General features: G+C 65.1%; 21 protein-coding genes. 11 read left to right on the forward strand and 10 right to left on the reverse strand.

Annotated elements, in window-relative coordinates; genetic code table 11:
• Positions 1-11: 11 nt before the first annotated feature.
• Complete coding sequence (gene tsaE / locus KYX69_RS14940) at positions 12-455, reverse strand: tRNA (adenosine(37)-N6)-threonylcarbamoyltransferase complex ATPase subunit type 1 TsaE (protein ID WP_300498616.1); 444 nt, start codon at positions 453-455, stop codon at positions 12-14.
• Positions 452-2839, reverse strand: coding sequence for a PAS domain-containing sensor histidine kinase (locus KYX69_RS14945; RefSeq protein WP_300498617.1), 2388 nt, complete (start codon positions 2837-2839; stop codon positions 452-454). The genes tsaE and KYX69_RS14945 overlap by 4 nt, the downstream gene beginning before the upstream one ends.
• 162 nt (positions 2840-3001) lie before the next feature.
• On the opposite strand from KYX69_RS14945, the gene KYX69_RS14950 reads away from it, so the two are divergent.
• The 3 genes from KYX69_RS14950 to KYX69_RS14960 all read left to right on the forward strand — a co-directional run bounded on the left by KYX69_RS14950 (position 3002) and on the right by KYX69_RS14960 (position 8612).
• Positions 3002-6142 (forward strand): TonB-dependent receptor, encoded by a 3141-nt coding sequence (locus KYX69_RS14950; protein ID WP_300498618.1) that lies wholly within the window; start codon positions 3002-3004, stop codon positions 6140-6142.
• 98 nt (positions 6143-6240) lie between these two features.
• Positions 6241-7026 (forward strand): hypothetical protein, encoded by a 786-nt coding sequence (locus tag KYX69_RS14955; RefSeq protein WP_300498619.1) that lies wholly within the window; start codon positions 6241-6243, stop codon positions 7024-7026.
• 11 nt (positions 7027-7037) lie between these two features.
• Entirely contained in the window at positions 7038-8612 is a 1575-nt protein-coding gene (locus KYX69_RS14960; RefSeq protein ID WP_300498620.1) for a tetratricopeptide repeat-containing sulfotransferase family protein, read from the forward strand.
• Positions 8613-8673: 61 nt separating this feature from the next.
• On the opposite strand, the gene ahcY is transcribed toward KYX69_RS14960, so the two are convergent.
• Positions 8674-10080, reverse strand: coding sequence for an adenosylhomocysteinase (gene ahcY, locus KYX69_RS14965; protein WP_300498621.1), 1407 nt, complete (start codon positions 10078-10080; stop codon positions 8674-8676).
• A 201-nt stretch (positions 10081-10281) separates the two neighbouring features.
• Between ahcY and KYX69_RS14970 the strand changes: the two genes are divergently transcribed.
• The gene (locus KYX69_RS14970; protein ID WP_300498622.1) at positions 10282-11859 is read left to right on the forward strand and encodes a hypothetical protein; all 1578 of its coding nucleotides are present in this window, start codon (positions 10282-10284) and stop codon (positions 11857-11859) included.
• Positions 11860-11945: 86 nt separating this feature from the next.
• Here the strand turns inward: KYX69_RS14970 and KYX69_RS14975 are convergent, their stop codons facing one another.
• The gene (locus KYX69_RS14975; RefSeq protein WP_300498623.1) at positions 11946-12506 is read right to left on the reverse strand and encodes a YqgE/AlgH family protein; all 561 of its coding nucleotides are present in this window, start codon (positions 12504-12506) and stop codon (positions 11946-11948) included.
• Positions 12507-12614: 108 nt separating this feature from the next.
• Here KYX69_RS14975 and KYX69_RS14980 point away from each other — a divergent pair, with 108 nt between their 5' ends.
• From KYX69_RS14980 to KYX69_RS14995, 4 genes are all read left to right on the forward strand, one after another.
• Positions 12615-13094, forward strand: a complete 480-nt coding sequence (locus tag KYX69_RS14980; protein WP_300498624.1) for a peroxiredoxin — start codon at positions 12615-12617, stop codon at positions 13092-13094.
• A gap of 85 nt (positions 13095-13179) precedes the next feature.
• On the forward strand, positions 13180-13437 hold the full coding sequence (locus KYX69_RS14985) for a hypothetical protein (protein WP_300498625.1): 258 nt from the start codon (positions 13180-13182) through the stop codon (positions 13435-13437).
• Positions 13438-13531: 94 nt separating this feature from the next.
• Complete coding sequence (locus KYX69_RS14990) at positions 13532-14968, forward strand: AMP nucleosidase (RefSeq protein WP_300498626.1); 1437 nt, start codon at positions 13532-13534, stop codon at positions 14966-14968.
• Between the two features lie 87 nt (positions 14969-15055).
• The gene (locus KYX69_RS14995; RefSeq protein WP_300498627.1) at positions 15056-15820 is read left to right on the forward strand and encodes a hypothetical protein; all 765 of its coding nucleotides are present in this window, start codon (positions 15056-15058) and stop codon (positions 15818-15820) included.
• Between the two features lie 57 nt (positions 15821-15877).
• Here KYX69_RS14995 and KYX69_RS15000 read toward each other — a convergent pair whose 3' ends face one another.
• Together KYX69_RS15000 and KYX69_RS15005 are read right to left on the reverse strand one after the other, a co-directional pair.
• Entirely contained in the window at positions 15878-17701 is a 1824-nt protein-coding gene (locus KYX69_RS15000; protein WP_300498628.1) for a M2 family metallopeptidase, read from the reverse strand.
• 61 nt (positions 17702-17762) lie between these two features.
• The gene (locus tag KYX69_RS15005; RefSeq protein WP_300498629.1) at positions 17763-18521 is read right to left on the reverse strand and encodes an alpha/beta hydrolase; all 759 of its coding nucleotides are present in this window, start codon (positions 18519-18521) and stop codon (positions 17763-17765) included.
• Between the two features lie 128 nt (positions 18522-18649).
• Here KYX69_RS15005 and KYX69_RS15010 point away from each other — a divergent pair, with 128 nt between their 5' ends.
• Genes KYX69_RS15010 through KYX69_RS15020 form a run of 3 tightly spaced genes read left to right on the forward strand, consistent with a single transcriptional unit; the run spans position 18650 to position 21737 of the window.
• Positions 18650-19093: a MarR family winged helix-turn-helix transcriptional regulator gene (locus KYX69_RS15010; RefSeq protein WP_300498630.1), complete on the forward strand. Its 444-nt coding sequence runs from the start codon at positions 18650-18652 to the stop codon at positions 19091-19093.
• Positions 19086-20144 carry an HlyD family secretion protein gene (locus KYX69_RS15015; protein ID WP_300498631.1) on the forward strand — a complete coding sequence of 353 codons (1059 nt, stop codon included), beginning with the start codon at positions 19086-19088 and terminating at the stop codon, positions 20142-20144. Before KYX69_RS15010 ends, KYX69_RS15015 begins: the two co-directional genes overlap by 8 nt.
• 9 nt (positions 20145-20153) lie before the next feature.
• Complete coding sequence (locus tag KYX69_RS15020) at positions 20154-21737, forward strand: DHA2 family efflux MFS transporter permease subunit (protein WP_300498632.1); 1584 nt, start codon at positions 20154-20156, stop codon at positions 21735-21737.
• Here the strand turns inward: KYX69_RS15020 and KYX69_RS15025 are convergent.
• The 4 genes from KYX69_RS15025 to KYX69_RS15040 all read right to left on the reverse strand — a co-directional run bounded on the left by KYX69_RS15025 (position 21685) and on the right by KYX69_RS15040 (position 26995).
• Complete coding sequence (locus KYX69_RS15025) at positions 21685-22323, reverse strand: DUF2238 domain-containing protein (RefSeq protein ID WP_300498633.1); 639 nt, start codon at positions 22321-22323, stop codon at positions 21685-21687. The genes KYX69_RS15020 and KYX69_RS15025 overlap by 53 nt on opposite strands.
• Before the next feature lie 10 nt (positions 22324-22333).
• A complete protein-coding gene (locus KYX69_RS15030; protein ID WP_300498634.1) occupies positions 22334-23359 on the reverse strand; it encodes an aspartate-semialdehyde dehydrogenase in 1026 nt (341 codons plus the stop codon).
• 256 nt (positions 23360-23615) lie between these two features.
• Positions 23616-24395 carry a hypothetical protein gene (locus tag KYX69_RS15035; protein WP_300498635.1) on the reverse strand — a complete coding sequence of 260 codons (780 nt, stop codon included), beginning with the start codon at positions 24393-24395 and terminating at the stop codon, positions 23616-23618.
• Positions 24395-26995: a TonB-dependent receptor gene (locus KYX69_RS15040; RefSeq protein WP_300498636.1), complete on the reverse strand. Its 2601-nt coding sequence runs from the start codon at positions 26993-26995 to the stop codon at positions 24395-24397. The genes KYX69_RS15035 and KYX69_RS15040 overlap by 1 nt, the downstream gene beginning before the upstream one ends.
• Positions 26996-26997 lie beyond the last annotated feature (2 nt).

Consider the following 26997-nt stretch of genomic DNA (forward strand, 5'->3'; position numbering starts at 1 on the left):
TACGCCGTCGCTCATAGGGGCCATCGGTCCTTCCATGCCGCCGGTACCCGCGCTGTCAAGCCACGCGACCCATCGGCTTCGATCGTCAGTGTCAGCCACAAGGCGTCCGCCCAGAAACTGTCGGGCAGCCGCTCCGGCCACTCGACCAGCAACAGCGAATCGCCGCGCGCGTCGTCCAGCCCGAGCTCGTCGGCCTCATCCGGATCGTCGATGCGGTACAGATCAACATGCAGCACCGGAAACGCGGTTTCGGGCGGCGCATAAGGCTGCACGATCGCAAAGCTCGGCGACGGCGCCTCACCCTCCAGCCCCAAGGCGGCGAGCAGCCCGCGCGCAATGCTGGTCTTCCCCGCGCCCAGCTGCCCCGACAGCGCCACGACATCGCCCGGCCGCACCCTCGCCGCGAGCGCACGCCCGAACGCCTCGGTCGCCGCTGCATCCGCCAGCGCGATCATGCGCGCGGCAGCTCCACGATCACCATCGTCCCCTGCCCCGGCTCGGACACCAGCTCGATCGTCCCGCGATGCGCCTCGACAAACTGCCTGGCGAGCGGCAGCCCAAGCTGCAACGCCCGCTCGCCATTGCGGCTGATCCCCGCCTGCGCGAACCGGTCGAACGCCTTGGCCGCGACCTCAGGCGCCATGCCCGCACCATCGTCCGACACGACGATGCGCGCCTTCTTGTCCGATCCGTCGATGTGCAGCAGCACGCGCCCACCCTCACCCGTTCCGCTCACCGCATGGCGCAACAGATGTTCGACGATCTGGCGCACGCGCCGCGCATCGCCCTGAACACTGCCCGCGCTGCCCTGAATCTCGACCGCCAGTTCGATCTTCTTGGTCTTGATCGACGGCTGAACATTCTCGACCGCCGCGCCCGCGACCAGTTCCAGATCGACCGCCTCCCGCGCCAGCGTCCCGCCATCGCGGGTCAGGTCGAGCACGTCGTCGACCAGATCGCCCAGCCGCCCGACCGACTCCAGGATTGCGCCCGAATAATCGACGGCGGTCTGCGGCAATTCGCCCGCATAGCCATTATACAGCATCTCGGCGAAGCCCTTGATCGACGTCAGTGGGGTGCGCAGCTCGTAGCTCATGCTCGCAACAAACGCGGTCTTGATCCGGTCCGCCGCCTCGAGCGCGTCGTTGCGCTCACGCAGCGCATTCTCGATCCGGCGGCGGTCCGAGATGTCGAGCATCGTGAACAGCGCATTGCCATCGGGTAACGGCACCGCCGCCACCTCGAAATGCCGGCCATCGGCAAACTCGATCGACCCGCCGCGCTGCTGCCGCTCGACCGTCGCCGCCCGCACCAGATCACCGATCAGCGACGCGCGGCCCGGCTTGGCGAGCTTGCCCGCCGCTTCCTTGGCCAGCGCATCGACGCGCGGATGCGCGGTGATGAACGCGTCCTCAAACCCCCAGGCGCTCTTGAACCGGTTGTTCCACAGCTGCAGCCGGCCGTCTGCCGCGAACACGCCCAGCCCCTCGAACAGGTTGTCGAACGTCGCCGTGCGCACGCGCAGCAACGTATCGCGCGCACTCGCCAGCTGAACCTGCTCGGTCAGATCCTCGAAGATCGTCAACAGCCCGCCTTCGGGCAGCGGCTGGGCAACGACGCGCAGATGCGTGCCGCCAGGCAGCGTCCAGTTTTCCTCGCGCGCGCTCTCCGCCGCCAGGAACCATTCGCGCCGCTCATTCTTCCACCCCGGAAAGTCGCGCACGACCGGCAGCCGGTTGGCCTCACGCATCCGCTCAAGGATGCGGTCAAACTCCGGCCGATCGGCGAGCCACTCGTTCTTCAGTTCGAAGATGCGGCGGAACGGCTGGTTGCAGAATACCAGCGCTCGATCGGGCCCGAACTGCGCCACGCCCGCCGACAGCCGGTCGAACATCGCGCGCTGCGCCTCGGCCGCGCGCTTGATCCCGCTGCGCGCCTGTTCCAGCTCCTCGACATCCACGGCAAAGCCCGCGACCCCGCCGGTCGGCAGCGGCACGTCATGGATGTGCAGCGTGCGGCGCTTGCCCCCGATCGTCGCGGGCAGCTTCACCATCTGAGGTGCGCCCACCTCACGCGCATGGGCGGCGCTCGCCAGCGGCCCGCCCGGTGCGGAGGCATCGACCAGTTCAACGCCCGAGGCGACGACCTGCTCGGCATCCTTGCCCTCGACCGCCTCGACATAGGCATTGTTGACCATGGCGATGCGCAGCTCTGGGTCGCGATACCACATCGGCATCGGCGCGGACTGGATCAGGCCGGTCAGCGCATCGAACGCCACGCGATAGCGATCCGCCTCCGCCGCGAACCGCGCCACTTCCTCGCTCGACTCGGTCGCATCTAGAAACCACAGCACCGCCCCACCCGGCGCACGCACCGCGTCGGGCGCGCGCATGCCGGTGGCCAGCAATGTCCGGGTCGCCCCGCGCACTGGCAGGACCATGCGAAACGGCTTGCCCGCCCGCTGCGCCGCGCCAACCTCCTGCTCGAGAACCTGCGCATCCTCTGGCGCGAGCACGGCATCATTGTCGATCAGGTCGGAGAACTGCACCGGCACTGTGTCGAACCCGAACAGATTGGCCAGCGCGATCGACAATTCGATCCGCCCATCAGCGCGCACGATCATCGCCAGCGCCGGCGATCCCGCCGCCAGCGCGAGCAGCCGCGCATTCGCCTCGCTCAGCCGCCCGGCCCGCGACCGCGCGCGAAGGCCCACGAACAGCATCGCTCCGCCCGTCGCGATCAACAGCGCAAGCGCCGCACCGGCCAGGGTCGCTGCAGTTTGGGAAATCTCGATCAACGCGCCGCACCCTTCATGACCGTTGCTCTTACGAAGTCGCATTGCGCCCGGCAACGGCCACGCGCATCGCTCAGCGCTGTTGCAGCGCTGCAACAGGTGCCGAGCGGGTGCACCGAAATTCGCCGTTATGGGTGAAACCGGGTTGTCATCCTTCTGCAATGCAGCAACAACATTGCCATTCTTGTGTAATAGGGGACACAAAATATGGCGAAATCTCGCTTTTTGGGCGCGACCGCGCTCCGCTCCGTCGCAGTCGTCGGTCTCGCAGTCATCGGCCTGACGCCTGCTTTGGCTCAAGAAACGCCGGCAGAAGAGCCCGAAGCACCCACCACCGCGCAGGCGCCGGCCGAGGGTGAAGTCGTCGTTACCGGTTCGCGTATCCGCGCCGTAACGCCGTTCAACAGCCCCGACCCGATTTCGATCATCGATCCGGAAATCTCGATCCGCGAAGGCAAATCCGACGTCGCCTCGATGCTGCAAAGCTCGCCGGTCGCGGCGGGTTCGACCCAGATCACCTCGGCGATTTCGTCGAACTTCGTCACCAATGGCGGCCCTGGCGCGCAGACGATCGACCTTCGCGGCCTCGGCGCCAACCGCACGCTGGTGCTGCTCAACGGCCGCCGCGCCGGTCCGGCAGGTACGCGCGGTGGCGTCTCGTCGTTCGACCTCAACGTGCTGCCGCAGTCGATCGTCAGCAACATCCAGATCCTGAAAACCGGCGCGTCGTCAATCTATGGTTCGGACGCTGTCGCAGGCGTCGTGAACATCATCACCAAAACCGATACCGACGGGATCGAACTCAGCGCCAATGCCTCGGTGCCGTTCGACAGCGGTGGCGAATCGTATCGAATCAGCGCGGTCTGGGGTAAGACGTTTGAGCGCGGTCACATCATGATCGCCGGCGACTATACCCATGTGAACGAACTGGCACGCGGCGACCGCGATTATCTCGCCTGCCCAGAAGCCTACACCTTCCGCCCGGGCGGCGGTCGCGCCGATCTGATCGATCCGCGCACTGGCAACTACAAGTGCGAAGATCTGCGCTGGGGTCACATGTGGACCTACAATCTGATCGACAACCTCCAGCTCGACGGTCCGGGCGGCCCGAACACCGGCATCAACACCTCGCCCGGCGCGCTCGGCAACCCGACGGTCCTGCTGCAGTATCAGTATCCGGGCGAAGTGCTCGGCATCCCGGCCTATGGCGCTCCGGCTTATTTCGGTGACATCGGCACGCCCGCCGGCTGGTTCCCGACCGGCTATGACGCGCGCTCGCTTGCGGTCCAGAATGCCTACCACCCGTTCGTCGAAGAACAGACGATCATCCCGAAGACCGACCTCTACACGGTCTATGCGAACGGCGCGTACGAGATCACGGATTCGATCGAGCTGTTCGGGGAATTCCTGTTCAACCGTCGTGAAACTTACCAAAATGGCTGGCGCCAGTTTTGGAACTTCGGTTACACCGGCGACCTCTATGGCACCGGCGCGGTCACCAACTTCTGGGCACCGGGTTGGCAGGGCGTCAACCTGATCTCGCCGACTGGCATCACGAACCTGTCGGATAACAGCCAGTCAGTCGATTATTATCGCGGCGTGTTCGGCGCGCGGGGTGATTTCGGCGGCGCGTGGAAGTGGGAAATCTACGGCCAATACAGCAAGAGCATCGGCAAATACCGGTCGCAGCAGATCCTGCAGGACGTGTACGACACCGGCTATTTCCAGACCAGCTCGTGCGTCGGCACCGTCACCCCGGTTTCCGGTCGCCAGTGCATCGATCTTCCCTGGGCCGATCCCTTCTTCCTCGCTGGTCAGCTGACGGCGGCGCAGGCCAATTTCCTGACCGCATGGGAAGAAGGGCGCACCGACTATACCCAGATCACGGGCGAAGCATCGGTGTCGGGCGAGCTGTTCGCCCTGCCCGCTGGTGCGGTCGGCGTCGCATTCGGTGTGACCGCACGCAAGGACGAGATCAACGACGTTCCGGGCGACATCACCCAGGCTGGCAACGCATGGGGCGCATCGACATCGGGCATCACTGCAGGCCAGTCGGTCACGACCGAAGCCTTTGGCGAAATCAACGTCCCGATCTTCGCCGACAAGCCGTTCTTCAAGGAACTGACCTTCTCGGCTGCCGGTCGCGTCACCAACGTGAAGGCGGAGCGCACGACGGCGATCCCCGGCGGCGTCAATGAGGATAGCGACAACGGCAACTGGACCTACAAGCTGGGTGCCAACTGGGCGCTCAACGACTGGCTGCGCTTCCGCGGCAGCTATGGCACGTCGTTCCGCGCCCCTGCGCTGTTCGAACAGTTCCTCGCGGACGAAACCAGCTTCCCGTCACAGCGCTCGATCGACATTTGCCGGCAGTGGCAGTCGGAGCGTGCCGCCGGTCGCATCAGCCAGCGCGTCGCTGACAACTGCGCCGCCGACGGCATCCCGGGGAACCACCCGGCAACGGGCGTCAGCGCGACGGCGATCTCGCGGGGCGGTATCGGTGAGCTTCAGTCCGAAACGTCGCGGGCGTTCGTGGTTGGCGGTATCCTGACGCCGAAGTTCAGCTTCCTCGGCGACACCCGCCTGCAGATCGCGGTCGATTATTTCGACATCAAGGTGAAGGGTGAAATCAGCCAGCTCGGTGCAGCCAACATCATCTTCGGTTGCTACGACTCGCTGAACTTCGCGACCGAACCGCTGTGCGACCTGTTCACGCGTGGTCAGGCTGCGGCACCGAACAACATCAACACCGTGTCCGACCAGTTCGTGAACATCGCGCAGCAGCAGAACCGCGGCATCGATCTTCAGGTCCAGGTCCGTCAGGACCTCGGCTCGTGGGGCACGGTCTCGTTCCTCGCGGACATGACCTGGCAGACCCGCGACACGTTCCAGCTGCTGCCGACCTCGGTCCCGACGTCGGACAATGGCGAGGCGGGCTCACCGCAGTGGGTCGGCGACTTCCGCGTCAACTGGTCGATGCCGGATGACTGGACGCTGTTCTACGGCCTGAACGTCATCGGCGGCACGTCGGACGTCCAGGACTTCCTGGACGACAATGGCGGCGATCCGTGCATCGACACCAACGTCACCGGCCTGCCCGAAACGCGCGGGGTATACTGCCCCGTGCTGACCACACCGGCGACCTTCTACCATAACTTCTCGATCACCAAGGCGGTGAACAAGGACTTCGAGCTCACGCTCGGCGTCAGCAACCTGTTCGACACCCGTCCGCCGCGCGTTTCGGTGCTCAACGGCGGGCAGATTTCGATGCTCGGCCCGGTGGTCGCCGCGTCGCAGTACAGCTTTGTCGGACGGCGCGCCTTCATTAACGTCCGCGCGAAGTTCTGATCCGACCGGACTTTCGGTTTGCTGGGCGGCATGGCAACATGCCGCCCAGTTCATTTGTGAGCCCCGGCTCTTCTCCAGCGACGGGAGCGACCGACCTTATGCCGAATGTGCGGGTTCAGCCCGATACCCTCGACGCCGAAAATGCCCGGTTCGAACAGGCGCCGCTGCGTCAGGGGGTGTTCCTGAACAGCGTGCCCAAGAGTGGCAGCCACCTGCTGCGCAACATCCTGCGCATGTTCGTGCCTGCCGCCCAGCAATACCACGCCGATTTCATTCAGTGGCCCAACCTGCAACAGCATCGCCACGCCTTCGATCCCGCCCGCCCGATGCTCAGCTGGGGCCATCTGTTCTTCGCCGACGCATCCGTCATCGAAACCGCGCCGACCCGTCGTATCCTGCTCTATCGCGACCCCTATGACTGGGTGCTCGCCCGCGCGCGTTTCTTTCTGTCGGAACAGTTTTCGGGCAATGTCGATCACCTCAAGCATGGCGCGCTCGGCCCGGACGAGCTGCTGACGATGATGATCTTCGGCATCCCCGGCAAAGCGCCGTCGCTGCACGATTATTACGAACTCAACGCGGCCGCCTGGCTCGGCGCGCGGGTGTTTGCCGTGAAGTACGAGGAGATTGCCGCAGCGCTGGCCGATCTCGACGGGACCGCCGCCGACAGGTTCTTCGCTGCGCTCCTCGACGCCTGCGGCATCGACCGCCCCGACGACTGGCGCGAACGGGTGCGCATCGGTGCCGACCGCAAGCAGAGCGGAACGGCGCGCGAAAATCTGACGGGCATCGGCCTTGATCTTCCCGACACGCTGGGCGAGCGCCATCGCGCGCTGGTCGATTTTCACGCCCCGGGGCTGCGCAGCCTGCTCGGCTACAGCTAAAGGACCCGCTGGTGACCATCCACGCCACCCCTATCCTCGCCGAAGCCGAGCGGCTTGCCGCCGATGGCAAGCTCGAGATGGCGGCGCAGCATGTCATGGGACATTTGCGCACCCATCCCGGCGATCCCCGTGCATTGGCGCTGCTCGGCACCATCGCAATGCAGCTTGGCGCGCTGGTCCAGGCCGAACAGTTTTTGCGTCAGGCGATCGCGCGCGGCGCGAGCGGGTTCGATGTCCGCCGCCACCTCGCCTCGATCCTCAACCAGCAGGAGCGGATCGACGAAGCCGCCGCGCTGTTCGAGCAACTCGCGCGGGAAACCGGCGATCCCACCCTTTCGGGAATGCGTGCGCTCGCGCTCGACAAGCTCGGTCGCAACGACGAAGCGATGGAGATCCACGCCCGGCTGGCCGCCGAACATCCGGGCCGCCCGCCCTATTGGATCGCCTATGGCCACGCGTTGCGTGCGGCGGGTCGAGTGCCCGACGCCATCGACGCCTATCGCCACGCCATCGCCGCCGATGACGAGATCGGCGAAGCCTGGTGGGGCCTCGCCAGCATCAAGCAAAAGGTGCTGACCGACGCCGACATCGCGGCGATGCGCGCGGCGCTGAAGATCGCGATCGACGTCCGCAACACCGCCCCGCTCCACTTTGCACTGGGCCGCGCGCTCCACGATCGCGAAGCCTATGAAGAGGCCTTTGGCCATTATGCCGAGGGCAACCGCCAGCGCGCCGAGAGCATCGGTTACGACGCACGCGAGTTGACGGCGGAGGTCACGGAGGTCGAGCGCCATGTCGATGCCGATTTCGTAGCGGAGCTTGAGCGCGAAGCCGTGGGCGACGCCACACCGATCTTCATCGTCTCGCTCCCGCGCTCAGGCTCAACCTTGCTCGAACAGATGCTGGGCAGTCATCCGCAGATCGAAGCAGTGGGCGAACTTCCCTATATCCCGGCGATCCTGCGCAGCGCGATGGAACTGGCGACCCGCCGCGGCAAGGCGACGGTGCCGCAGGTCATTGCCAGCCTTCCGGCGCAGGTCGCCGCAGCGATGGGCCAGGATTATCTCCGCCGCGCGTCGCTCCACCGCAAGACCGACCGCCCCTTCTTCGTCGACAAGCTGCCGCACAACTGGAGCAACATCCTCTTCATCAAGCGCATCCTGCCGCAGGCAAAGTTCATCGACATCCGCCGCCCGGCGATGGACTGCTGCTTCTCCAACTTCACCCAATCCTTCTCGACCGCCCACGCCTCGTCCTTCGCGCTGAAGGACATCGGCCAATGCTATGTCGATTATGTGCGGCTGATGGCGCATCTCGACGGCATCGCGCCGGGGCTGGTGCATCACATCGCCTATGACCGGCTGATCGAGGATGCCGAGAGCCAGTTGCGCCCGGCCCTGACCTATCTCGGCCTCGGCTGGGACGCGGCTGTGCTCCAGTTCCACAAGCTTGACCGCGTGGTCCGCACGCCCAGCAGCGAACAGGTCCGCCGCCCGCTCAACCGCGATGGCGTGGATATCTGGAAACCCTATGCGCAGTGGCTCGATCCGTTGCGCGCCGTGCTCGGCGCGCTCGCCGACGGCTGACACGAAAAGGGGGCGCTCCCGATGCCGGAAGCGCCCCCAATTTCTTCAGCCTGATCGCCGCTTAGTAGCGATAGTGATCCGGCTTGAACGGCCCTTCGACCGGCACACCGATATAGTCGGCCTGGCGCTGGTCGAGCTTGGTCAGCTTGACGCCCAGCTTTTCGAGGTGAAGCGCCGCGACCTTCTCGTCGAGGTGCTTGGGCAGGACATAAACCTCGTTCTTGTACTTTTCCGACGCGGTCCACAGTTCGATCTGCGCCAGAACCTGGTTGGTGAACGACGTCGACATGACGAACGACGGGTGGCCGGTCGCGTTGCCGAGGTTCACCAGGCGGCCCTTCGACAGCACGATGATCTTCTTGCCGTCCGGGAACTCGACCTCGTCGACCTGCGGCTTGATCTCGGTCCACTTCATGTTGTTGAGGCCCGCGATCTCGATCTCGCTGTCGAAGTGGCCGATGTTGGACACGATCGCCATGTTCTTCATGGCGCGCATGTGATCGACGGTCAGCACGCCTTCGTTGCCGGTCGCGGTGACGAAGATGTCGGCGCGCGGCGCAGCCTCTTCCATCGTCACGACTTCATAGCCTTCCATCGCCGCCTGCAGCGCGCAGATCGGATCGATTTCGGTGACCAGCACGCGCGCGCCGCCATTGCGCAGCGACGCCGCGGACCCCTTGCCCACATCGCCGAAGCCCGCAACACAGGCGACCTTGCCGGCCAGCATCACGTCGGTGGCGCGACGGATCGCGTCGACCAGCGATTCCTTGCAGCCATAGAGGTTGTCGAACTTCGACTTGGTGACGCTGTCGTTTACGTTGATCGCCGGGAAGGGAAGCTTGCCCTTCTTCGACAGCTCGTACAGGCGATGCACGCCGGTGGTGGTCTCTTCCGACACGCCCTTGATCGCGGCGACGGTCTTGGTGAGGTAGCCCGGACGCTCGGCCAGGAAGCGCTTGAGCGTCGCGACGAAGATTTCCTCTTCCTCGTTCGACGGAGTGAACAGCTCTTCACCCGCCTCGACGCGCGCGCCCCACAGCGCGAACATGGTGGCGTCGCCACCATCGTCGAGGATCATGTTGCAGGTCTGGTCCTGACCCCAGTCGAAGATCCGGATGACGTAATCCCAATACTCTTCCAGCGTCTCGCCCTTGACGGCGAAGACGGGGATGCCGGCTGCGGCGATCGCGGCGGCGGCATGGTCCTGGGTCGAATAGATGTTGCAGGTCGCCCAGCGCAGTTCGGCGCCGAGTTCCTTCAGCGTTTCGATCAGCACCGCGGTCTGGATCGTCATATGCAGCGAACCAGTGATGCGTGCGCCCTTGAGCGGCTTGCTCGCACCGAACTCTTCGCGCAGCGCCATCAGGCCCGGCATTTCGGTTTCGGCGATCTCGATTTCCTTGCGGCCGAACGCGGCGAGGCTGAGGTCCTTGATGACGTAATCGGTCTTGTCGAGCACGGTGGCCACGATCTTTCTCCGGCTGGTAAAGGGTCTCGCCGCGGCATGCCCACGACTGTGCCCGCGCCCCTAGCCGATCCCGCCGCGATGCGCAAATGAAACATAAAGATATCTTTATATGGCCTTTCGAGTACCCCTGGACGCGGCGCGTTGACAGCCAAATCGACCGCTGGCACCTCTCGTCCCGGAAGGGTTTTTGGGGGCTTATCAATGAAGATTCGGTCGAACACCGGCGCTGCGGCGCTGGCGCTGATGGTTGCGTGCATGGGCTCCGCACCCGCGCTGGCTCAGGCTGCCAAAGCGGAAAAGGGCCCGTCGCTGCACGTTCAGTGCGACGGCAATCCGAATAACATGAGCGCTGGCGAGACCGCCGCCCGGCTAATCGGCGCGATCACCCTGCTCGCGCTGTTCGCCCCGCCGCCCGAAAACGCCGACCCCGACAAGCGCAAGTTCGGCGCCGAAGGCGTCGCGATCTGCTCGACGCTGATCGATGGCGAAAAGCGCGAGACCAACGATTATCGCCGGGTCAACCTGATCCTCGGCCGCGCGATCCACCGGATCGAGGCAAAGGATTATGACGGTGCGGTCGCTGATGCCGAACTCGCCCGGTCGCAGGCTGAGGCCGCCGGGTTCATGGCCAATCCCTATTATGTCCGCTCGCAGGGCCGCGCGTTCGACCTGATTGCCGCCGCCGCCCAATATCGCGCCGGCAAGCCGGTGGAGGCGCGCGAGACGGCGCTGCGCAACCTGAGCGATGCGCAATTCCTCCTCACCCCGTTGCTGAGCGTCCCCGAATATCTGCTCAACGACCCGTCCGAGTCGCCGCGCGAGGCGGAATTCCGCGCGTGGCGTAGCCGTCTGGGCTTCGGCACCGGGGCGCAGGCCGACCGGCTCGAGGAATGGGGCCGCTTCGCCGAAGCCGCCGCCGTGCGGGAGGCACAGGTCGATTTCAACAAGCGCACCGTTCCGGAATCGCGCAGCAGTTCGACCATCGCCCGCGCCGCCATTGCGCTGGCGCTGGCGGGCAATACGGAGCTGTCGGACACCCGTATTGCCGAGGCTCGCGAGAACGCGGAGAAGCGCCGCGCGGCGGGCGATACCGAAAAGGATGCGAGCGAGATCGTCGAACTGTTCGACCTCCACGGCATCATCCGCCAGACCCAGCGCGGTGAGCTGGCGGCGGCACGGCGGCTGTTCGCGGCCCGCTCGCAATGGGTCGCCGCATCGTTCGGCAGCGTGGTCGAGGTAACCCGGCGGCTGCGCACCGGTGCGACCCCCGACGAGCTTATCGGCGGCCTGTCGCGCACGCCCGAGGCATTGTGGAAGGAACGCCTGGAAACCCGCCGTGCCGAGGCGCTGGCCAAGGACAGCGACAATGCCACGCTGTTCCGCCTGATCCCGTCGGTCGACTCCGCCGCCGCCTATCGCGGCCTGTCCAAGCAGGTTTGGCGGACCGACAAGTCGAAGCTGGTGCTTGAGATCAAGGACGACAGCAAGTCGAAGCTGAAGATGGAGCGGATGTTCTATTACGGCGCCGATTTCGATGCGCTGTTCCCGGCCTATGCGCTGCATGCGGCATTGCTCGCCAAATCGCGCGGGCATCAGGGGTTCACGATGCTCCCGATCGTCGGCGACCGGCTTGTGCTGGCCGCGTTCATGACCGGCAACAAGGGCGATCCCGGCCTGTCCGACCCGATGTTTGCGGATGCCGAGCAGGTGATCGCAGCGCTTTCGCCGGTCATCCCCTCCCCCGAAACGATCCGGGCGGAGCAGAAGGCGAAGAAGTAACTAGCCAGTCATGCCGCTGCCCGCGCCCCAAAAGCCGCGCGGGCAGCGGCACCGAAACGATGGTCATGTTGAACCCGTCAGACCGCTCAGGCGGTGCCAGCCCCCGGCGTCAACAGCCGCGGGTCGATGCCAGCGCGGGCGAAGCAGCGCTCCCACCGGCGTTCGGCGTCGCCGTCGTAGAGCAACGCCGCATCCCCGGGCACGTTGAACCAGCCATGGCGCGTCATCTCCGCGTCGAGTTGCCCCTCGCTCCAGCCGGCATAGCCCAGAGCGACGATCCAGCGCGACGGGCCGGTCCCATCGGCGATCGCGCGCAGCACGTCGATGGTCCCGGACAGCGCCCAGCGCCCGGCGACATCGATCGTGTCCTGCCCGCCCCAATCGGTCGAATGCACCACAAACCCACGCCGCGGCTCGACCGGCCCGCCATAATGCACCGGCGCATCCGGCGCGACACCCGGGTCGATCTCGAACTGGCGAAGCAGATCGTGCAGGCTCAGCGCCTCGAGCTCCTGCCCGATACCGACCCCCAGCGCGCCCTGATCGTCATGCGCACAGATTGCGATCACTGCGCGCTCGAACCGGGGATCGCCGATTCCAGGCAGGGCGAGCAGGATCTGCCCGGTCAGAAAACGGCTCTCTTCCATCGGTCGGCAACATAGTCGCACCGCTGGCGCTTCGCCACGCTTGAAAATTGCTGCGGCCATGCCACTTCCACGACCAGCCGCAGTTCAGCGCAGCGAGAGGAAACCCAGATGACGATCCAGATCGGCGACCGCATTCCCAGCACCACCTTCGTGAAGGCGACCGACAATGGCCCGGAGCAGGTCAGCTCCGACGAGTTTTTCGCTGGCCGCAAGGTCGCGCTCTTCTCCGTACCCGGCGCGTTCACCCCGACCTGCTCGGCGCGTCACCTGCCCGGCTATGTCGAGAAGGCCGATGAGCTGAAGGCAAAGGGCGTGGACGAGATCGCCTGCACCGCCGTCAACGACGCCTTCGTCATGGGCGCATGGGCGAAGAGCGCCGATGCCGGCGACGTGACGATGCTGTCGGACGGCAATGGCGCGTTCGCCAAGGCGGTCGGGCTCGAATTCGACGGCAGCAAGTTCGGCATGGGCACGCGCGGCCAGCGCTATGCGATGCTGGTCAATGACGGCGTGGTCGAGCAGCTTCACGTCGAAGCGCCCGGCGAGTTCAAGGTGAGCTCGGCCGAGCATATGCTGGAAAACCTCTGACGGTTCCGGTCGCGCACCGGTTGACCGTTGACGCGGGAACCGGCGCGCGACGAAGCTGTTGTCATTGTCGAAGGGAGAACCCGAAATGACCGAAGAGACCAAGCCCGCCACCACCCCGGCGACCACCGACACGACGGGCAGCGACGAATCGCTGTTTAGCCAGGCCAAGGAAGCGCTCACCGACGCCGGTGAAGCGATCAGCGAAGCGTTCGACGATGTCGTCGACGCCGCCAAGAAGAACCCCGTCGCTGCCGCCGCCATCGCCGCGGGCGCGGCTGCCGCAGTTGCCGGTGCCGCGTTCGGCGTCAGCAAGCTGCTCGAAAAAGACGACGACGCGAAGTAACCCGTTCAGGCACGCCGGCCCCCGCGACCGGCGTGCCATGGGCGCGACATCGTCCGGTCTTGCCAATGTCATCGCGGCAAATTAGCCGTTGAAGATGACACAAGCAGAACAAATCGTCGCCGAACTGGATCGGCTGCACACCGCCTCCGTCACCCGCCTGCGTGAGGCCCTCGATCTCTACCTCACCCAGGGGATCGCCCCGGACCCGGAGCGCCGCACGGACGGCAGTTTCGCCTATCCGGAAATCCGCGTCCGCTACCGCAATGAGGTCGATCGCCCGACCCCGGCACGCAGCTTCGGTCGCCTTGTCGAGCCGGGCGACTATGCGATCAGCGTCACCCGCCCCGCGATGTTCGCCGATTATCTGGTCGAGCAGCTTACGCTGCTGATCGAGGATTATGACGTTGAGGTCAGCGCAACCACCGGGCGTCAGGAAATCCCCTTCCCCTATGTCATCGACCCCAGCCACGTGCTGAAGATGGATCAGGTGTCGGTGCTCGAACTCGCCCGGCATTTCCCGGCGACCGAGCTCGCACATATCGGCGACGAGATCGCCGATGGCAGCTGGATCAGCCAGGACGGCACCCGCCCGCTCGCCCTCTTCGACGGCCTGCGCACCGATTTCAGCCTCGCGCGGCTCCGCCACTATACCGGCACGCCGACCGAGCATGTGCAGCAATATATCCTGTTCACCAACTACCACCGCTACGTCGATGAATTCGTTCGCTGGGCGGCGGAGCAGGTCGGCGAAGGCAGCCGCTTTACCGGTGTGTCGGGACCCGGCGGCATCGTGTTCAAGGCCGGAGACGATCCCGAAATGCTGCTGACCGACAGCGCGTGGCGGCGTCACCAGATGCCGGCCTGGCATTTGATGGCCGACGACGGCAGCGGCATCACGCTGGTGAACATCGGCGTCGGCCCGTCGAACGCCAAAACGATCACCGATCACCTCGCCGTGTTGCGGCCCGAGGCGTGGCTGATGATCGGTCATTGCGGCGGTCTGCGGCCCAGCCAGCGGATCGGCGACTATGTCCTCGCCCACGCCTATCTGCGCGACGACCATGTGCTGGACGACGTGCTTCCGCCCGAAATCCCGATCCCGGCGATCGCCGAGGTGCAGCAGGCGCTGGCCCGCGCCGCCGAGACCGTATCGGGCCAGTCGGGCGACGAGCTCAAGCGCCGCCTGCGTACCGGCACGATCGTCACCACCGATGACCGCAACTGGGAATTGCGCTTCTCGCGCTCGGCACTGCGCTTCTCGCTCAGCCGCGCCGTCGGCGTCGACATGGAAAGCGCGACCCTTGCTGCCCAGGGCTATCGCTTCCGCGTTCCCTACGGCACGCTGTTGTGCGTGTCGGACAAGCCGCTGCATGGCGAACTCAAACTGCCCGGCCAGGCCAACCGCTTCTACGAGCGCGCGATTGCCGAGCATCTCAAGATCGGCATCGAAACCTGCGAAGAATTGCGACGCGAAGGTGCAAAGCTCCACAGTCGCAAGCTGCGTGCGTTTAACGAGCCGCCGTTCCGGTAACTTCACGCGAAATGCGCGCTTTTCATTGACGCGGGAAACCGTTTGGCCGCAGGCTGGTTACAGCCACGAAACCTTTGGAGTTGCGTGATGGCGAAAGCCCCGACCACATCGAATGACGGCGAAACCCCGACTGCGGCCAAGGCACCCGCCAAGCCGCGCCGGGCCGCGGCGAAGCCGACGGCCAAGACTGACGCAGCCAAGGCGCCCGCGTCGACCAAGGCCCCGGCCAAGGCCAAGGCACCGGCCAAGGCCAAGGCACCGGCGAAGCCCAAAGCTGCGCCGAAGCCAAAGGCTGCGGCCAAACCAACGCCCGCACCCAAGCAGGCCGCCGAGCCGCCTGCCGCCGTCGAAACGCCCGCACCGCAAACCAAGGCACCCGCGCGCAAGCCCGCTGCGGCCAAGGCTCCAGCTGCTGCTGACAAGGCTCCGCCTCCGCGCCGCACCGCGGCGGCGCGCAAGCCCGCTACCGCCGCCAAGCCGCGCGCATCCACGCGCAAGCCCGCTCCCAGCCGTCCGCGTGCCGCCGTCGAGGCTGCTGCGGCAAAGGTCTCGTCGGCTGCCCATAGCGCGGCGCAGACGGTCACCGACTCCGCCCCCGTGCAGTTCGTGGCCGAGACGCGCGAGAAGATGGGTGACCGCAATTTCTTCGCGACCCTGATCGGCGGAGTCGCAGCGATCGGGGCAGCCGTCGCCGGCATCTTTTACGCCGTACAGAAGGGCCAAAGCGGGTCCAAGGACGACACGACCCCGACGGGGGCTACCGCGCATCAGGCCGACGGCACGGATAGCTCGGCCTCGTTCGCGGCAGGGATCGCCGACGAAGGCACGATCCCCGACAAGCTGCCCAACTGACCCGAACCTGACCCAAGGCCCAAGGCCGCCGCGATCATCTCGCGGCGGCCTTATTCGTTACCAGCCCTTGGGCTTGCCCTTGTTCTGCTCGTCGAGCCACGCTTTCAGCGGCGCGAAATACTCGACCATCGCGGCGCCGGACATCTCGCGGCTGCCGGTAAACGCCTCGAGCGCATCGGGCCACGGTTTGGACGCGCCCATTTCCAGCATCGCGTTCAGCTTCGCGCCGACCTCCTTGTTGCCATAGAAGGAGCAGCGGTGCAGCGGCCCCTTCCACCCGGCCTGATCGCACGCCGCCTTGTAGAACTGGAACTGCAGCAACCGTGCGAGGAAGTAGCGGGTATAGGGCACGTTCGCCGGGATATGGTATTTCGCACCCGGATCAAACTTGGTCTCGTCGCGCTTCACCGGGGGCGTAATCCCCTGATATTGCAGGCGCAGCGCATCCCATGCACCCTGATAACCGGTCGCCGGGATCCCACCCGAAAACACGCCCCAGCGCCATTTGTCGATCAGCAGGCCGAACGGCAGAAACGCGACCTTGTCCATCGCCTGACGCAGCAACAGTCCGGTATCCTTGTCCGCGCTCGGCACCTTGCTCTCGTCGAGCAGCCCGATCGAGACGAGGTAATCGGGCGTGATCGACAGCGCGACGAAATCGCCGATCGCCTCGTGGAAGCCGTCATTCGCACCGTTGCGATAGAGCAGCGGCTTCTGATTATAGGCGCGTTGGTAATAGTTGTGGCCGAGCTCGTGGTGGATCGTGACGAAATCGTCCCCATTCACCTTGATGCACATCTTGATGCGCAGGTCGTCGACGTTGTCGAGGTTCCACGCCGACGCATGGCACTGCACCTCACGGTCAGCAGGCTTCACGAACTGCGATCGCTTCCAGAAGGTCTCTGGCATGGGCTCAAGCCCAAGCGACGAGTAGAAGCCCTCGCCCGCCTTGACCATCTTGATCGCGTCATAGTCCTTGGCGACCAGCAATTCGCCGACGTCGAAGCCAAGATCGCCCGCCCCCGCCGGCGCGACCAGATCATAGATATTGCCCCATTCCTGCGCCCACATGTTGCCGAGCAGGTCCGCGCGGATCGGGCCCGTCTTGGACTGGACTGCGTCGCCGTACTTTTCGTTCAGCTTCCAGCGGACATAGGTGTGCAGCGATTCATAAAGCGGCTTCACCTCGTTCCACAATTTGTCGGTGAGCTTGGCGAACTCTTCCGGCGGCATGTCGTAGTTCGACCGCCACATCGCGCCGACATCCTTGAAGCCGAGCTCGCGCGCGCCCTCGTTCAGCAGGCCGGCGGCGCGCTGGTAATCCTGACGCTGAGGAGCGCCGACATTGTCGTGCCAGCTGGTCCACATTTCCTTCAGATCATCGGGATTGCGGCTGGTGCCCATCGCCGCCTCGATGTCGCTTCCGTTGATCGGCTTGCCGTTCAGCGTGCCCTTGCCGGTGCCATAGACGGTCTGCATGTCGGTCTGCAGCTTGGCGAGGGTGGTCGCTGCTCCGTCGCGGGTCGGCGCGGGCGAGGTGATCGCGCTGCGCAGAATGTCGAGCTGACGACGCGTGTCTGGCGACAGCCCCTTCACCTTGTCGAACTTCGCCGCCTCCAGCGCGTATTTGACTGCCAGCTCTGTGCCCTTGGCGCCGCTCTTTGCGACCAGTGCGGCGGTGTCGTCATTGATATAGGTTGCATAAATCCATTGTATCCGCGCGTCGTCGACGGAGAATTCCTCGAACGCCTTGGTCGCGCGCGCAATGAACGCGTCGGCCTCAGCCGCGGTCGGCGCGGTCGTGGGCGCCTTCGTCTGCGCGACGGCGGGGGTCGCCAGCAGGACCGCCAGCGCGATCGTGGAAATTCCGGTGCGGATCATCAATCCCTCTCAGATTCTATGATGTTGAATGCGCGCAACCTGCGCCTGCCTCGGCAGGGGGTCAAGCGGTCAGAAATGTTACGATCGCGTCGCCAAGTTCGGGGCGGGTGACCGCACTCATGTGATTGCCGGGCACCTCGACGAAGCGCGCGTCCGGCAGCATTTCGGCCAGCCCGATGAACGACCCCACCTCGTCATCCTCCGCCCCGGCAACGATCAGCACCGGCACGTCGAGCATCGCCACGGCTTCTGGCGGCGTATCGACAAAGGTGTCGAGAATGCCGAGCAGCGCCTCGGGATCGCCGCCGGTGGTCTTGAGAAACGCCTGCGACATGAACTCGCGGTCACCGCGCACGAAGCTACCGAACCCGGTCAGCACGCTTCGGAAAAAGCCCGTGCGGCGCCCAGTATCGGTCACGCCCTCATCGCCAAGTCCCGACAGAACAACGCGCCGCGGCTTCGGCGCAATCCCCCGCGCCAGCACCCGCACCGTCGTCCGCGCGCCCAGCGAATAGCCCCCCAGATCATAATCGGTCAGGCCCAGATGGGCGATCAGCGCCTCCGCATCCTGCGCCAGCGCGTCTGACGGATAAGCGGCGGGATCGTGCGGCCGGGCGCTGTCACCATGCGCGCGCAGGTCTGGCATGATCACGCGGAACCCGGCAGCGACGAGCTTTTCCGCAGTGCCATATTTGATCCAGTTGGTCTGCGCGTCTGAGAAATAGCCGTGGATCAGCACCACCGGCCGCCCCTCACCCATCTCGCGCCAGGCCAGGCGCTGTCCGTCGAAGCTCTCGAACGTCTTGAATGTATCGGTCATGCCGGCCTGATGCACCGGATCGCGCGACGGTGGAACCCCGGCAGCTTGCATTCGGCGCAATCGTATACGTCGCAAAACGCAACTTATAGACGTAGCATTATATAAGCATGCTTATTATATCGCCGCTCATGACCGACTCACTCGGATTCCTGATCAGCGACGTGTCCCGCCTGCTCCGCAAGCGCTTCGACGAGCGTGCGCGTCTGATCGGCGTCACTCGTCAGCAATGGCGGACGCTCAGCGTGCTCAAGCGGCATGAGGGCAGCAACCAGGGCATGCTCGCCGAATTGCTCGAAGTCGAACCGATCACGCTCGGCCGGATGATCGACCGGCTCGAAGAGGCTGGCTGGGTCGAGCGCCGCCGCGATCCCGGCGACCGCCGCGTGTGGCGCATCCACCTGACCGATGCCGCCCAGCCGATCCTGCTGCAGCTCAAGGGCATCGCCGATTCCCTGTTCGTCGATGCCGCCGATGGCATCAGCGTCGCGGATCAGGCCAAGCTCCACGCGCTGCTCGAACAGCTCCGCGCTAATCTCAACCCCGACCAGTCCAACGAGGCCGCCAATGGCTGAAGCCGACCCCCGCATCGAAGCTACGACCACCCCGGAACCGGTGGCGGTAAAGCCGAAGCGCAACCTGCTGCGCCCGATCCTGATGTTCGGCGTGCCGCTGGTCGTCATCGGCGCGATCGCTTTGTGGTGGTCGCTGTCAGGCGGCACCGTCTCGACCGACAACGCCTATGTCCAGCAGGACAAGGTGTCGGTCGCGAGCGACGTCGCGGGGCGGATCGTCGAAGTCGCGGTCAAGGAGAACCAGAGCGTCAAGGCGGGCGACATCCTGTTCCGCATTGACCCCGAACCCTATCGCATCGCGGTCGCGCAGGCGGACGCCGCAATCGCCAATGCCCAGGTTCAGGTGACGACGCTGCAAGCGAATTATCAAGGGACGGGCGCGGATATCCAGGCAGCGCGTGACCGCATCGCCTCGGCCCAGGAGGACTATGCCCGGCAAAAGGCGCTGATGGACCGCGGTTTCACCACCCGCGCACGCTTCGAGCAGGCCGAACACGCCGTCGAACAAGCCCGCGCCAGCCTGCAAAGCGCGCTTGCTGGCGCCGATGAGGCACGTGCGAAGCTGTCGAGCGGCAGCGCAGTGCCGGGCGTCAATCCCGCCATCGCCGCCGGTCGCGCCCAGCGCGCCAAGGCGCTGCTCGACCTTGAACGCACCGTGCGCCGCGCACCGGTGGACGGCGTGGTCAGCCAAGCCGACCGGTTGCAGGTCGGGCAGATGATGATGTCGGGCCTGCCTGCGGTCACGCTCGTGCGCTCCGGCGGGTCGTGGATCGAGGCGAATTTCAAGGAAACCGACCTCGCCGACATGCGCATCGGCCAGCCCGCCGAGGTCCGCTTCGACGCCTATCCGGGTCTGAAGCTGAAGGGTCATGTCGCGTCCATCGGATCGCAGACCGGCTCGGAGACCTCGGTACTCCCGGCCCAGAACGCCAATGGCAATTGGGTCAAGGTGACCCAGCGCGTGCCGGTTCGCATCGCCATCGACGAAAAGAGCCCGCGCCAACTGATCGCCGGCCTTTCCGCTGAAGTCACGGTCGACACGAGCAAGTAGGGGCCACTTATGGCCAGCGCCGCCATCCCCGCCGCCGACACGCCCCCCGCCCCACCCCCGGCGGGTCAGGCGGCGCTGCCCGTGCGCAACAAGGGGCTGCTGACGTTCGGGGTGATGCTGGCGACGATCATGCAGATCCTCGACACCACCATCGCCAATGTCGCGCTGCCGCATATGCAGACCTCGCTCGGCGCGACGGCGGACACCATCACCTGGGTGCTCACCAGCTATATCGTCGCATCGGCCATCGCGATCCCGATCACCGGCTGGGTGTCGGACCGGATCGGGTCGCGCAACCTGTTCCTGATCTCGATCGTCGGGTTCATCATCGCCTCGGCGCTGTGCGGCGCTGCGCAGAGCCTGGAGCAGATGGTGTTGTTCCGCATCCTGCAGGGGATCGCAGCGGCATTCATGAACCCGCTCAGCCAGACCGTGATGCTCGACATCAACGCGCCCAAGGATCAGCAAAAGGCGATGGCGGTGTGGGGCATGGGCATCATGATCGGCCCGATCCTGGGGCCGGTGCTCGGCGGCTGGCTGACCGAGAATTTCAACTGGCGTTGGGTGTTTTACGTCAATTTGCCGCTCGGCGTGATCTGCCTCGTTATCCTGTGGTGGCTGCTGCCCAGCCGCCCGGTGCGCAAGCGCGCGTTCGACGTGTTCGGCTTCTCCCTGCTCGCAGTCGGCATCGGCGCGCTGCAATTGATGCTCGACCGGGGCCAGCATGCGGACTGGTTCTCCTCGCCCGAAATCTGGATCGAGACGATCGTTGCCGGCACCGCGATCTGGATGTTCGTCGTCCATATGGCGACGGGCAAGAACCCGATGTTCGAGCGCAGCCTGTGGAAGAACCGCAACCTCGTCACCGCACTCGCATTCATGCAAGTGGTGGGCGTGGTGATGATGGCGACGATGGCACTGCTCCCGCCGATGCTGCAGTCGCTCTACGGCTATCCCGTGATCGACACCGGGTTGCTGATGATGCCGCGCGGGGTGGGCGTGCTGGTGACGATGGGCCTGTCCGCCCGGCTGGTCGCGCGCGGGGTCGATCCGCGGCTACTGGTCGGATCGGGCTTCGCGCTCGCGGCCTGGTCACTGTACGACATGACCACCTGGTCGCTGGAGATGGGCGCGACGCCGTTCATCGTGGCGGGGCTCATTCAGGGGCTCGGCATGGGGCTGATCTTCATGCCGCTCAACGGCATGGCCTTCGCCACGCTGCCCGCGCATCAGCGGACCGAGGCGGCGAGTCTCACCAACCTGTCGCGCAACATCGGCGCGTCGATCGGCATCTCGCTTGTCACGACGATCCTCGCGCGCAGCACGCAGGTCAGCCATGCCGATCTCGCCCCGAACATCACGCCCGAACGGCTCCAGACGCTCGACCCGGGCCTGCTCGCCAATCTCGGTGGCCAAGCTGATACCCTGCTGGCGATGGCGAATGCCGAAGTCACGCGCCAGGCGGCGATGATCGCTTATCTCAACGATTTCCACGCGATGATGATCGTCACGGCCGCGTCGATCCCGCTGGTGCTGTTCCTCAAGCGCCCCAAGGCACCGATTGCGCACGACCCTGCCGCAGCCGGGCACTGATCATCCAGATCAGCGCGCCGAGCAGCGCCAGCGCCATATCCTTGGGCGCATCGAACATGTCGCCTTGCTGCCCATTATACTGCTCGGCCGCTTCGGAACTGAGGCCCAGCGTCAGCATCCATTCGAAGATTTCGTAGACCGCACCGATCGCCAGAACAGCGAGCAGCATGAACACCACCGCCATCCGCCGCGTCAGGCCAGCGTGGCGCATCCCGGCCTCGACCAGCGGCAGCGCGAAGCATAGCCCCGACGCGAAATGCACCAGCCGGTCGAACATGTTGCGCTGAAACCCCAACGCCGCATCGATGCTGAAGCCGAACGCCGCCTGCCCCCAGGCATCGTACGGCACGCTGCTATAGGTCCAACACGCGGCGAACAGGTGCAGCAAGACGAAGCTGCACGCCCATGCCACGCTGGCGGTGCTGAACGGCCAGCGGCGCAGCGCCCACCATGCCAGCGGCACGCCAGCCACCACTGGGCCGACCTGCAGCCAGGTGTTGGGCGGATAGGCCGCCCCCACCGCGCTCAGCGGGACGCCCGCAAGGCATGCGAGCAGCCACCAGCGTTGCGCGGCGGGGAGGCCCATGTGTGGGCGCTCAGCCCTTCTTGAGGTGACGACGGCCCAGGAGTTCGGCGATCTGCACCGCGTTCAGCGCCGCGCCCTTGCGCAGATTGTCGCTAACGCACCAGAAAGCGAGGCCGTTCTCGACGGTCGAATCCTCGCGCACGCGGCTGACGAAGGTGGCATAGTCGCCAACGCACTCGACCGGGGTCACATACCCGCCATCCTCGCGCTTATCGACCAGCATGATCCCCGGCGCCTCACGCAGGATGTTCTGCGCGTCTTCAGCCGACAGCTCGTTCTCCAGCTCGACATTGACGGCCTCGCTATGGCCGACGAACACCGGCACGCGAACACAGGTGGCGATCACCTTGACCTTGGGGTCGAGGATTTTCTTAGTCTCGACCACCATCTTCCACTCTTCCTTGGTCGAACCGTCGTCCAGGAAGCTGTCGATATGCGGGATCACGTTGAACGCGATCTGCTTGGTGAACTTCTTCGGCTCGGCGCTGTCGCCGACAAAGATGTTGCGCGACTGTTCGAACAGCTCGTCCATGCCCTGCTTGCCGGCGCCCGACACCGACTGGTAGGTCGCGACAACGACGCGCTTGACCTTCGCCGCATCGTGCAGCGGCTTCAGCGCCACCACCATCTGGGCGGTCGAGCAGTTCGGGTTGGCGATGATGTTCTTCGCCTTATACCCGTCGATCGCCTCCGGGTTCACTTCCGGCACGATCAGCGGCACGTCCGGGTCCATGCGGTAGAGCGACGAATTGTCGATCACCGTGCAGCCGGCGGCTGCAAAGCGCGGCGCATGCACCTTGGTCGCCTCGCTCCCGATCGCGAACAGCGCCATGTCCCAACCGGTCGGGTCGAAATGGTCGATATTCTGGACCTTATACTGTTTCCCGGTCTCGCCGAAATCGACCATATCGCCGGTCGAGCGCGACGATGCGAGCACGGCCAGCTCATCGATCGGAAATTCGCGCTCGGCCAGAATGGCGAGCATTTCGCGCCCGACATTGCCGGTGGCGCCTGCGACTACGACACGGTAACCCATTAATAGACCCTTTCATGCGGTCGAGCCGCCCGGAATACGGGTCGGCACATAGTCATTCTTCGGTGGGAAGTCAGCGGCCATGCGTGGCGCGCCTTCGGAAATGTTTCGCGGCGGATACCCGGACCCGCGCGACCAGCCTGTCAGCGGCGGGTCGCGGTCCGGGTGGTGATAATGGGCCGTTTTCGAAACATGCTGGCCCCCTAGCAGCATGATTGCGCAGACGACAGCGAAATTCTTCTATTGTTGTCGGCAAGCTTCACTTGGCCGGGAGCACCGGGGGGACGCGGCTGGACACCAGAAAGCCCTGCTGTCGGTCGATGGTCCACAAGATCCGCGGGTCGATCGGATCCCAGTCGATCGCCTGCCCGCCGGTCGGGACCGCGATCGTCGCGACATGCTCCAGCACCGTCCCCGCCGGTGGCAGCTTGACCGCGTAGAGTTCGGGCAAATCATGGCCGGAGATGTAGAGGATCCCGTCGCGGTTCCACCGTCCACCTGACGCGCTATACGGCGCCATGCGTCCGATCACACTGTCGGGGAATAGCCACGCGCCCAGCTCGACGAAGTTCGCGTCGAACCGCACCAGCGTGGTGTAGCGCGCATCGCGGCCCGGCTCGCCCCCGCGCTTGCCATAATGGGCGAAGCACGCCCACCAGCTTCCCTGATGCCAGTCGAGCCAAGTCAGCGACCCCCGCCCTGGCCCAAGGCTGCGACTGGCGACGGGCTTCAGCGTCCGCGCGTCGAACATTTCGATCGAACTCGCCTGCGGCACCGAGGGATAGTTGGACGCCGCGCACACCAACCGCTGCCCCTTGAGGATACAGCTGTTGATGTGCGGGTAATACGTCTTGCTGCCCTCCCAGCGTGCCACGGTCTTGCCGGTCGTTCGGTCGATCCGCGCAATGACATTGTTGTCGATCGCATACAGGTCGCGCACGCCCGCCGCGACGCCCTGATCGGCGTCGGCGGCGGGGATCCGGGAAACCTCAGGCGCCACCAGCGACGCCTGAAGGGCAAGGGCGAGCAGCAGGCTCATCAGAATTTCGCCGACGCGCCGGCCCAGAAGGTCCGGCCATAGCGTTCATTCTGCACGAACCAGTCGGTCCGGTCGCCCTGATATTGACGGGTCGGCTCGTCGGTCAGGTTCTGCGCCTCGGCGAAGACCGAGATATTCTCGGTGATCTGGAACTTCACCTTGGCGTCGAGCCGGCGCAAATCGTCATTATACTGATCCTGATAGGCCAGCCCGCCCACCGCGATCAGCGATGCGCCGGTATTGTGGTACGCGACCGACGCCTCGACCGGCCCGGCCTGGTAGAAGAGCTGCGCACCATAGAGAAACTCCGACTGGCTCGGGAAGGTCGAGACGCGACCATTGGGCAGCGTCAGCGACGAGCTGACCAGCGTGCCGTTCGCCTCGAAGCCAAAGCCCGAGAGGAAGCCCGGCAGGAAGGTGAACTGCATCTGGAACGCCGCCTCGACCCCGATCAGCTCGGCCTTGTCGGCATTTTGCGGCTGCGAGAAGCTCAACCGCTCGAAATTGAGGCCGGCAAAGCTGGTGTTCGTCAGCGTGTAGTTTTGGGTGAAGATCGGGTTGTCGATATATTTGACGAACGCGCCGAGCGAGATCAGCCCTCCCTTGGCGAAATAATATTCCGCCGACAGGTCGAGGCTGTCCGCGCGATAGGGGAGCAGATCGGGGTTGCCGGTCGAGAAGCTGCCCTCGAACGTCCCGTTGCCGTTGCCCTCCTCATAGGAGAGCGCGCCGCCGGGCGAGAGCTGGCTGTAGTTGGGGCGCCCCAGATTGCGGGTATAGGCCATGCGGAAGCTGAACTTGTCGCCCGCGTCCATGCGGATGATGATACTGGGCAGCCAGTCGGAATATTGGTTGCGCTCCTGCACCGGTACGATGGTCGTGCCGTTCTGCAACCGTGATCCGGTGACCGTGCTGGTGGTCCGCTCATAGCGCAGACCCGGCGTGATCGTCAGCGGCCCGAACTTCAGGCTCGCCATCGCATAGCCCGCCCACACATCTTCCTCGATAAAGATGTCGTTGAGCGTGGCATTCGCCAGCGTCGCGGCATTGTCTCGAACGAAATAGGGGCCGGCCAAATTGGCGGCGGTCCAGGTGGTGATCGCAGCCGCGTCGATCGTCGGGCCGTTGGCATAGGGCCGGTCGTCGCCGTCGGGATAGACCAGCACGGTCGGGCCGGCGAGATTGAACTGGCCCAGGGTGAACCGCGTTGTCGCGTTGCCACCACGGGTCCAGCTATCGTTGCGGCTGTCAAAGCTCTTATCGGTCAGGCGGAATTTGCCGCCCGCCGCAACGAAGCTGTCTTCCATGCCCGGGATCGTCCAGGTCAGGTCGGCTTTGCCCTGCCAGATATCCTCGTCGCCCGTCTCGAACTGCTCGGCATATTGGCGGAAGTTCAGCTGGCTGGCGGCGCATTCGGTGCGGGGCGTTGCGGTAAAGACCCGCTCGGCGAAGTTGAAATCGACCGTGCCGGGGTTGCAGCGGAACTGCCACAACTGGTTCGGCTCGCGCACCTCATTGTGCACGCGCGCGACGACATAATCGACCTTCACGTCGCGGAACCGACTCGATCCGCCCAGCATCCCGGCCAGGATCGACTTTTCCTTATACTCAAGGCGCAAGTCCTGACGGCGCTCCGGGCCGCTGCCACCGCCGACGCCGACATTCGGGGTTCCAGTGACTGTCCCGCTGTTGCCGCCCGCCGCGAAGCTGAACGCCGGCGATGCGATCAGCGCATCGGTCGCGAAATCGAGGCGATAGCGCTGGCGATATTCGTCCTCGGTGAACTTCGAATAGATGCCGCGCAGATAGAGTTCATGATCGCCGGAGCGCCAGTCGAGCGATCCCGCTGCGCCGATCCGTTCGCGCTTCAGGCTGTAGTCGGTATATTTGATGTTGATCGGCATCCCACCGCGCGCAGCGCCCGACACCGGGCGCCAGTCGTCGGGATAGACGCCATAGCTGGCAAAGGTCCGCTCCGAATAGCTGCCGCCGATCAGCACGCCGAACTCTTCATCCGCACCGAAGCGCGCGCCGACGCTCACGTCGCCGCGCACCGGCACTTTCTCGTTCAGCTCCTGATAGCCGACCTGTCCATTGGCCTGAAGGATGAAGCGATCGCGGAAATCGAACGCAGTCTGAGGCACCAGGTTGATCGAGCCACCAATCCCCTGCCCGTCCTGATTGGCCGTCTTCGCCTTGCTCACTTCAACGCGATTGAGCAGCTGGCCCGACACGATGTCGAGCGGCAGCGAGCGGTTCTGGCCATCCGGATTGCCAATCTCGACGCCACCAAAAGTGTAATTGTTGAGGTCGGAGGGAATACCGCGGATCGCGACATAACGGCCCTCGCCCTGGTCATAAGTGACGCCGACGCCGGGCAGCCGCTCGACCACTTCGGCGACGTTCCGGTCGGGCAGGCGACCGATCTCGTCCGCTGCGGCAACGTCGATGATCCCGATCGCGTCGCGCTTGATCTCGATCGCCCGCTCCTGCTGCGCGCGCTGACCGGTCACGACGATCTCGTCATCGGCAACCTCCTGCGCATGCGCGGACAAGACAAAGGCCGGCAGAGTGGCGGTGGCGCACAGCAACAGTTTCATTT

It is taken from the genome of Sphingomonas sp. (assembly GCF_030145815.1).
GTDB lineage: Bacteria > Pseudomonadota > Alphaproteobacteria > Sphingomonadales > Sphingomonadaceae > Sphingomonas.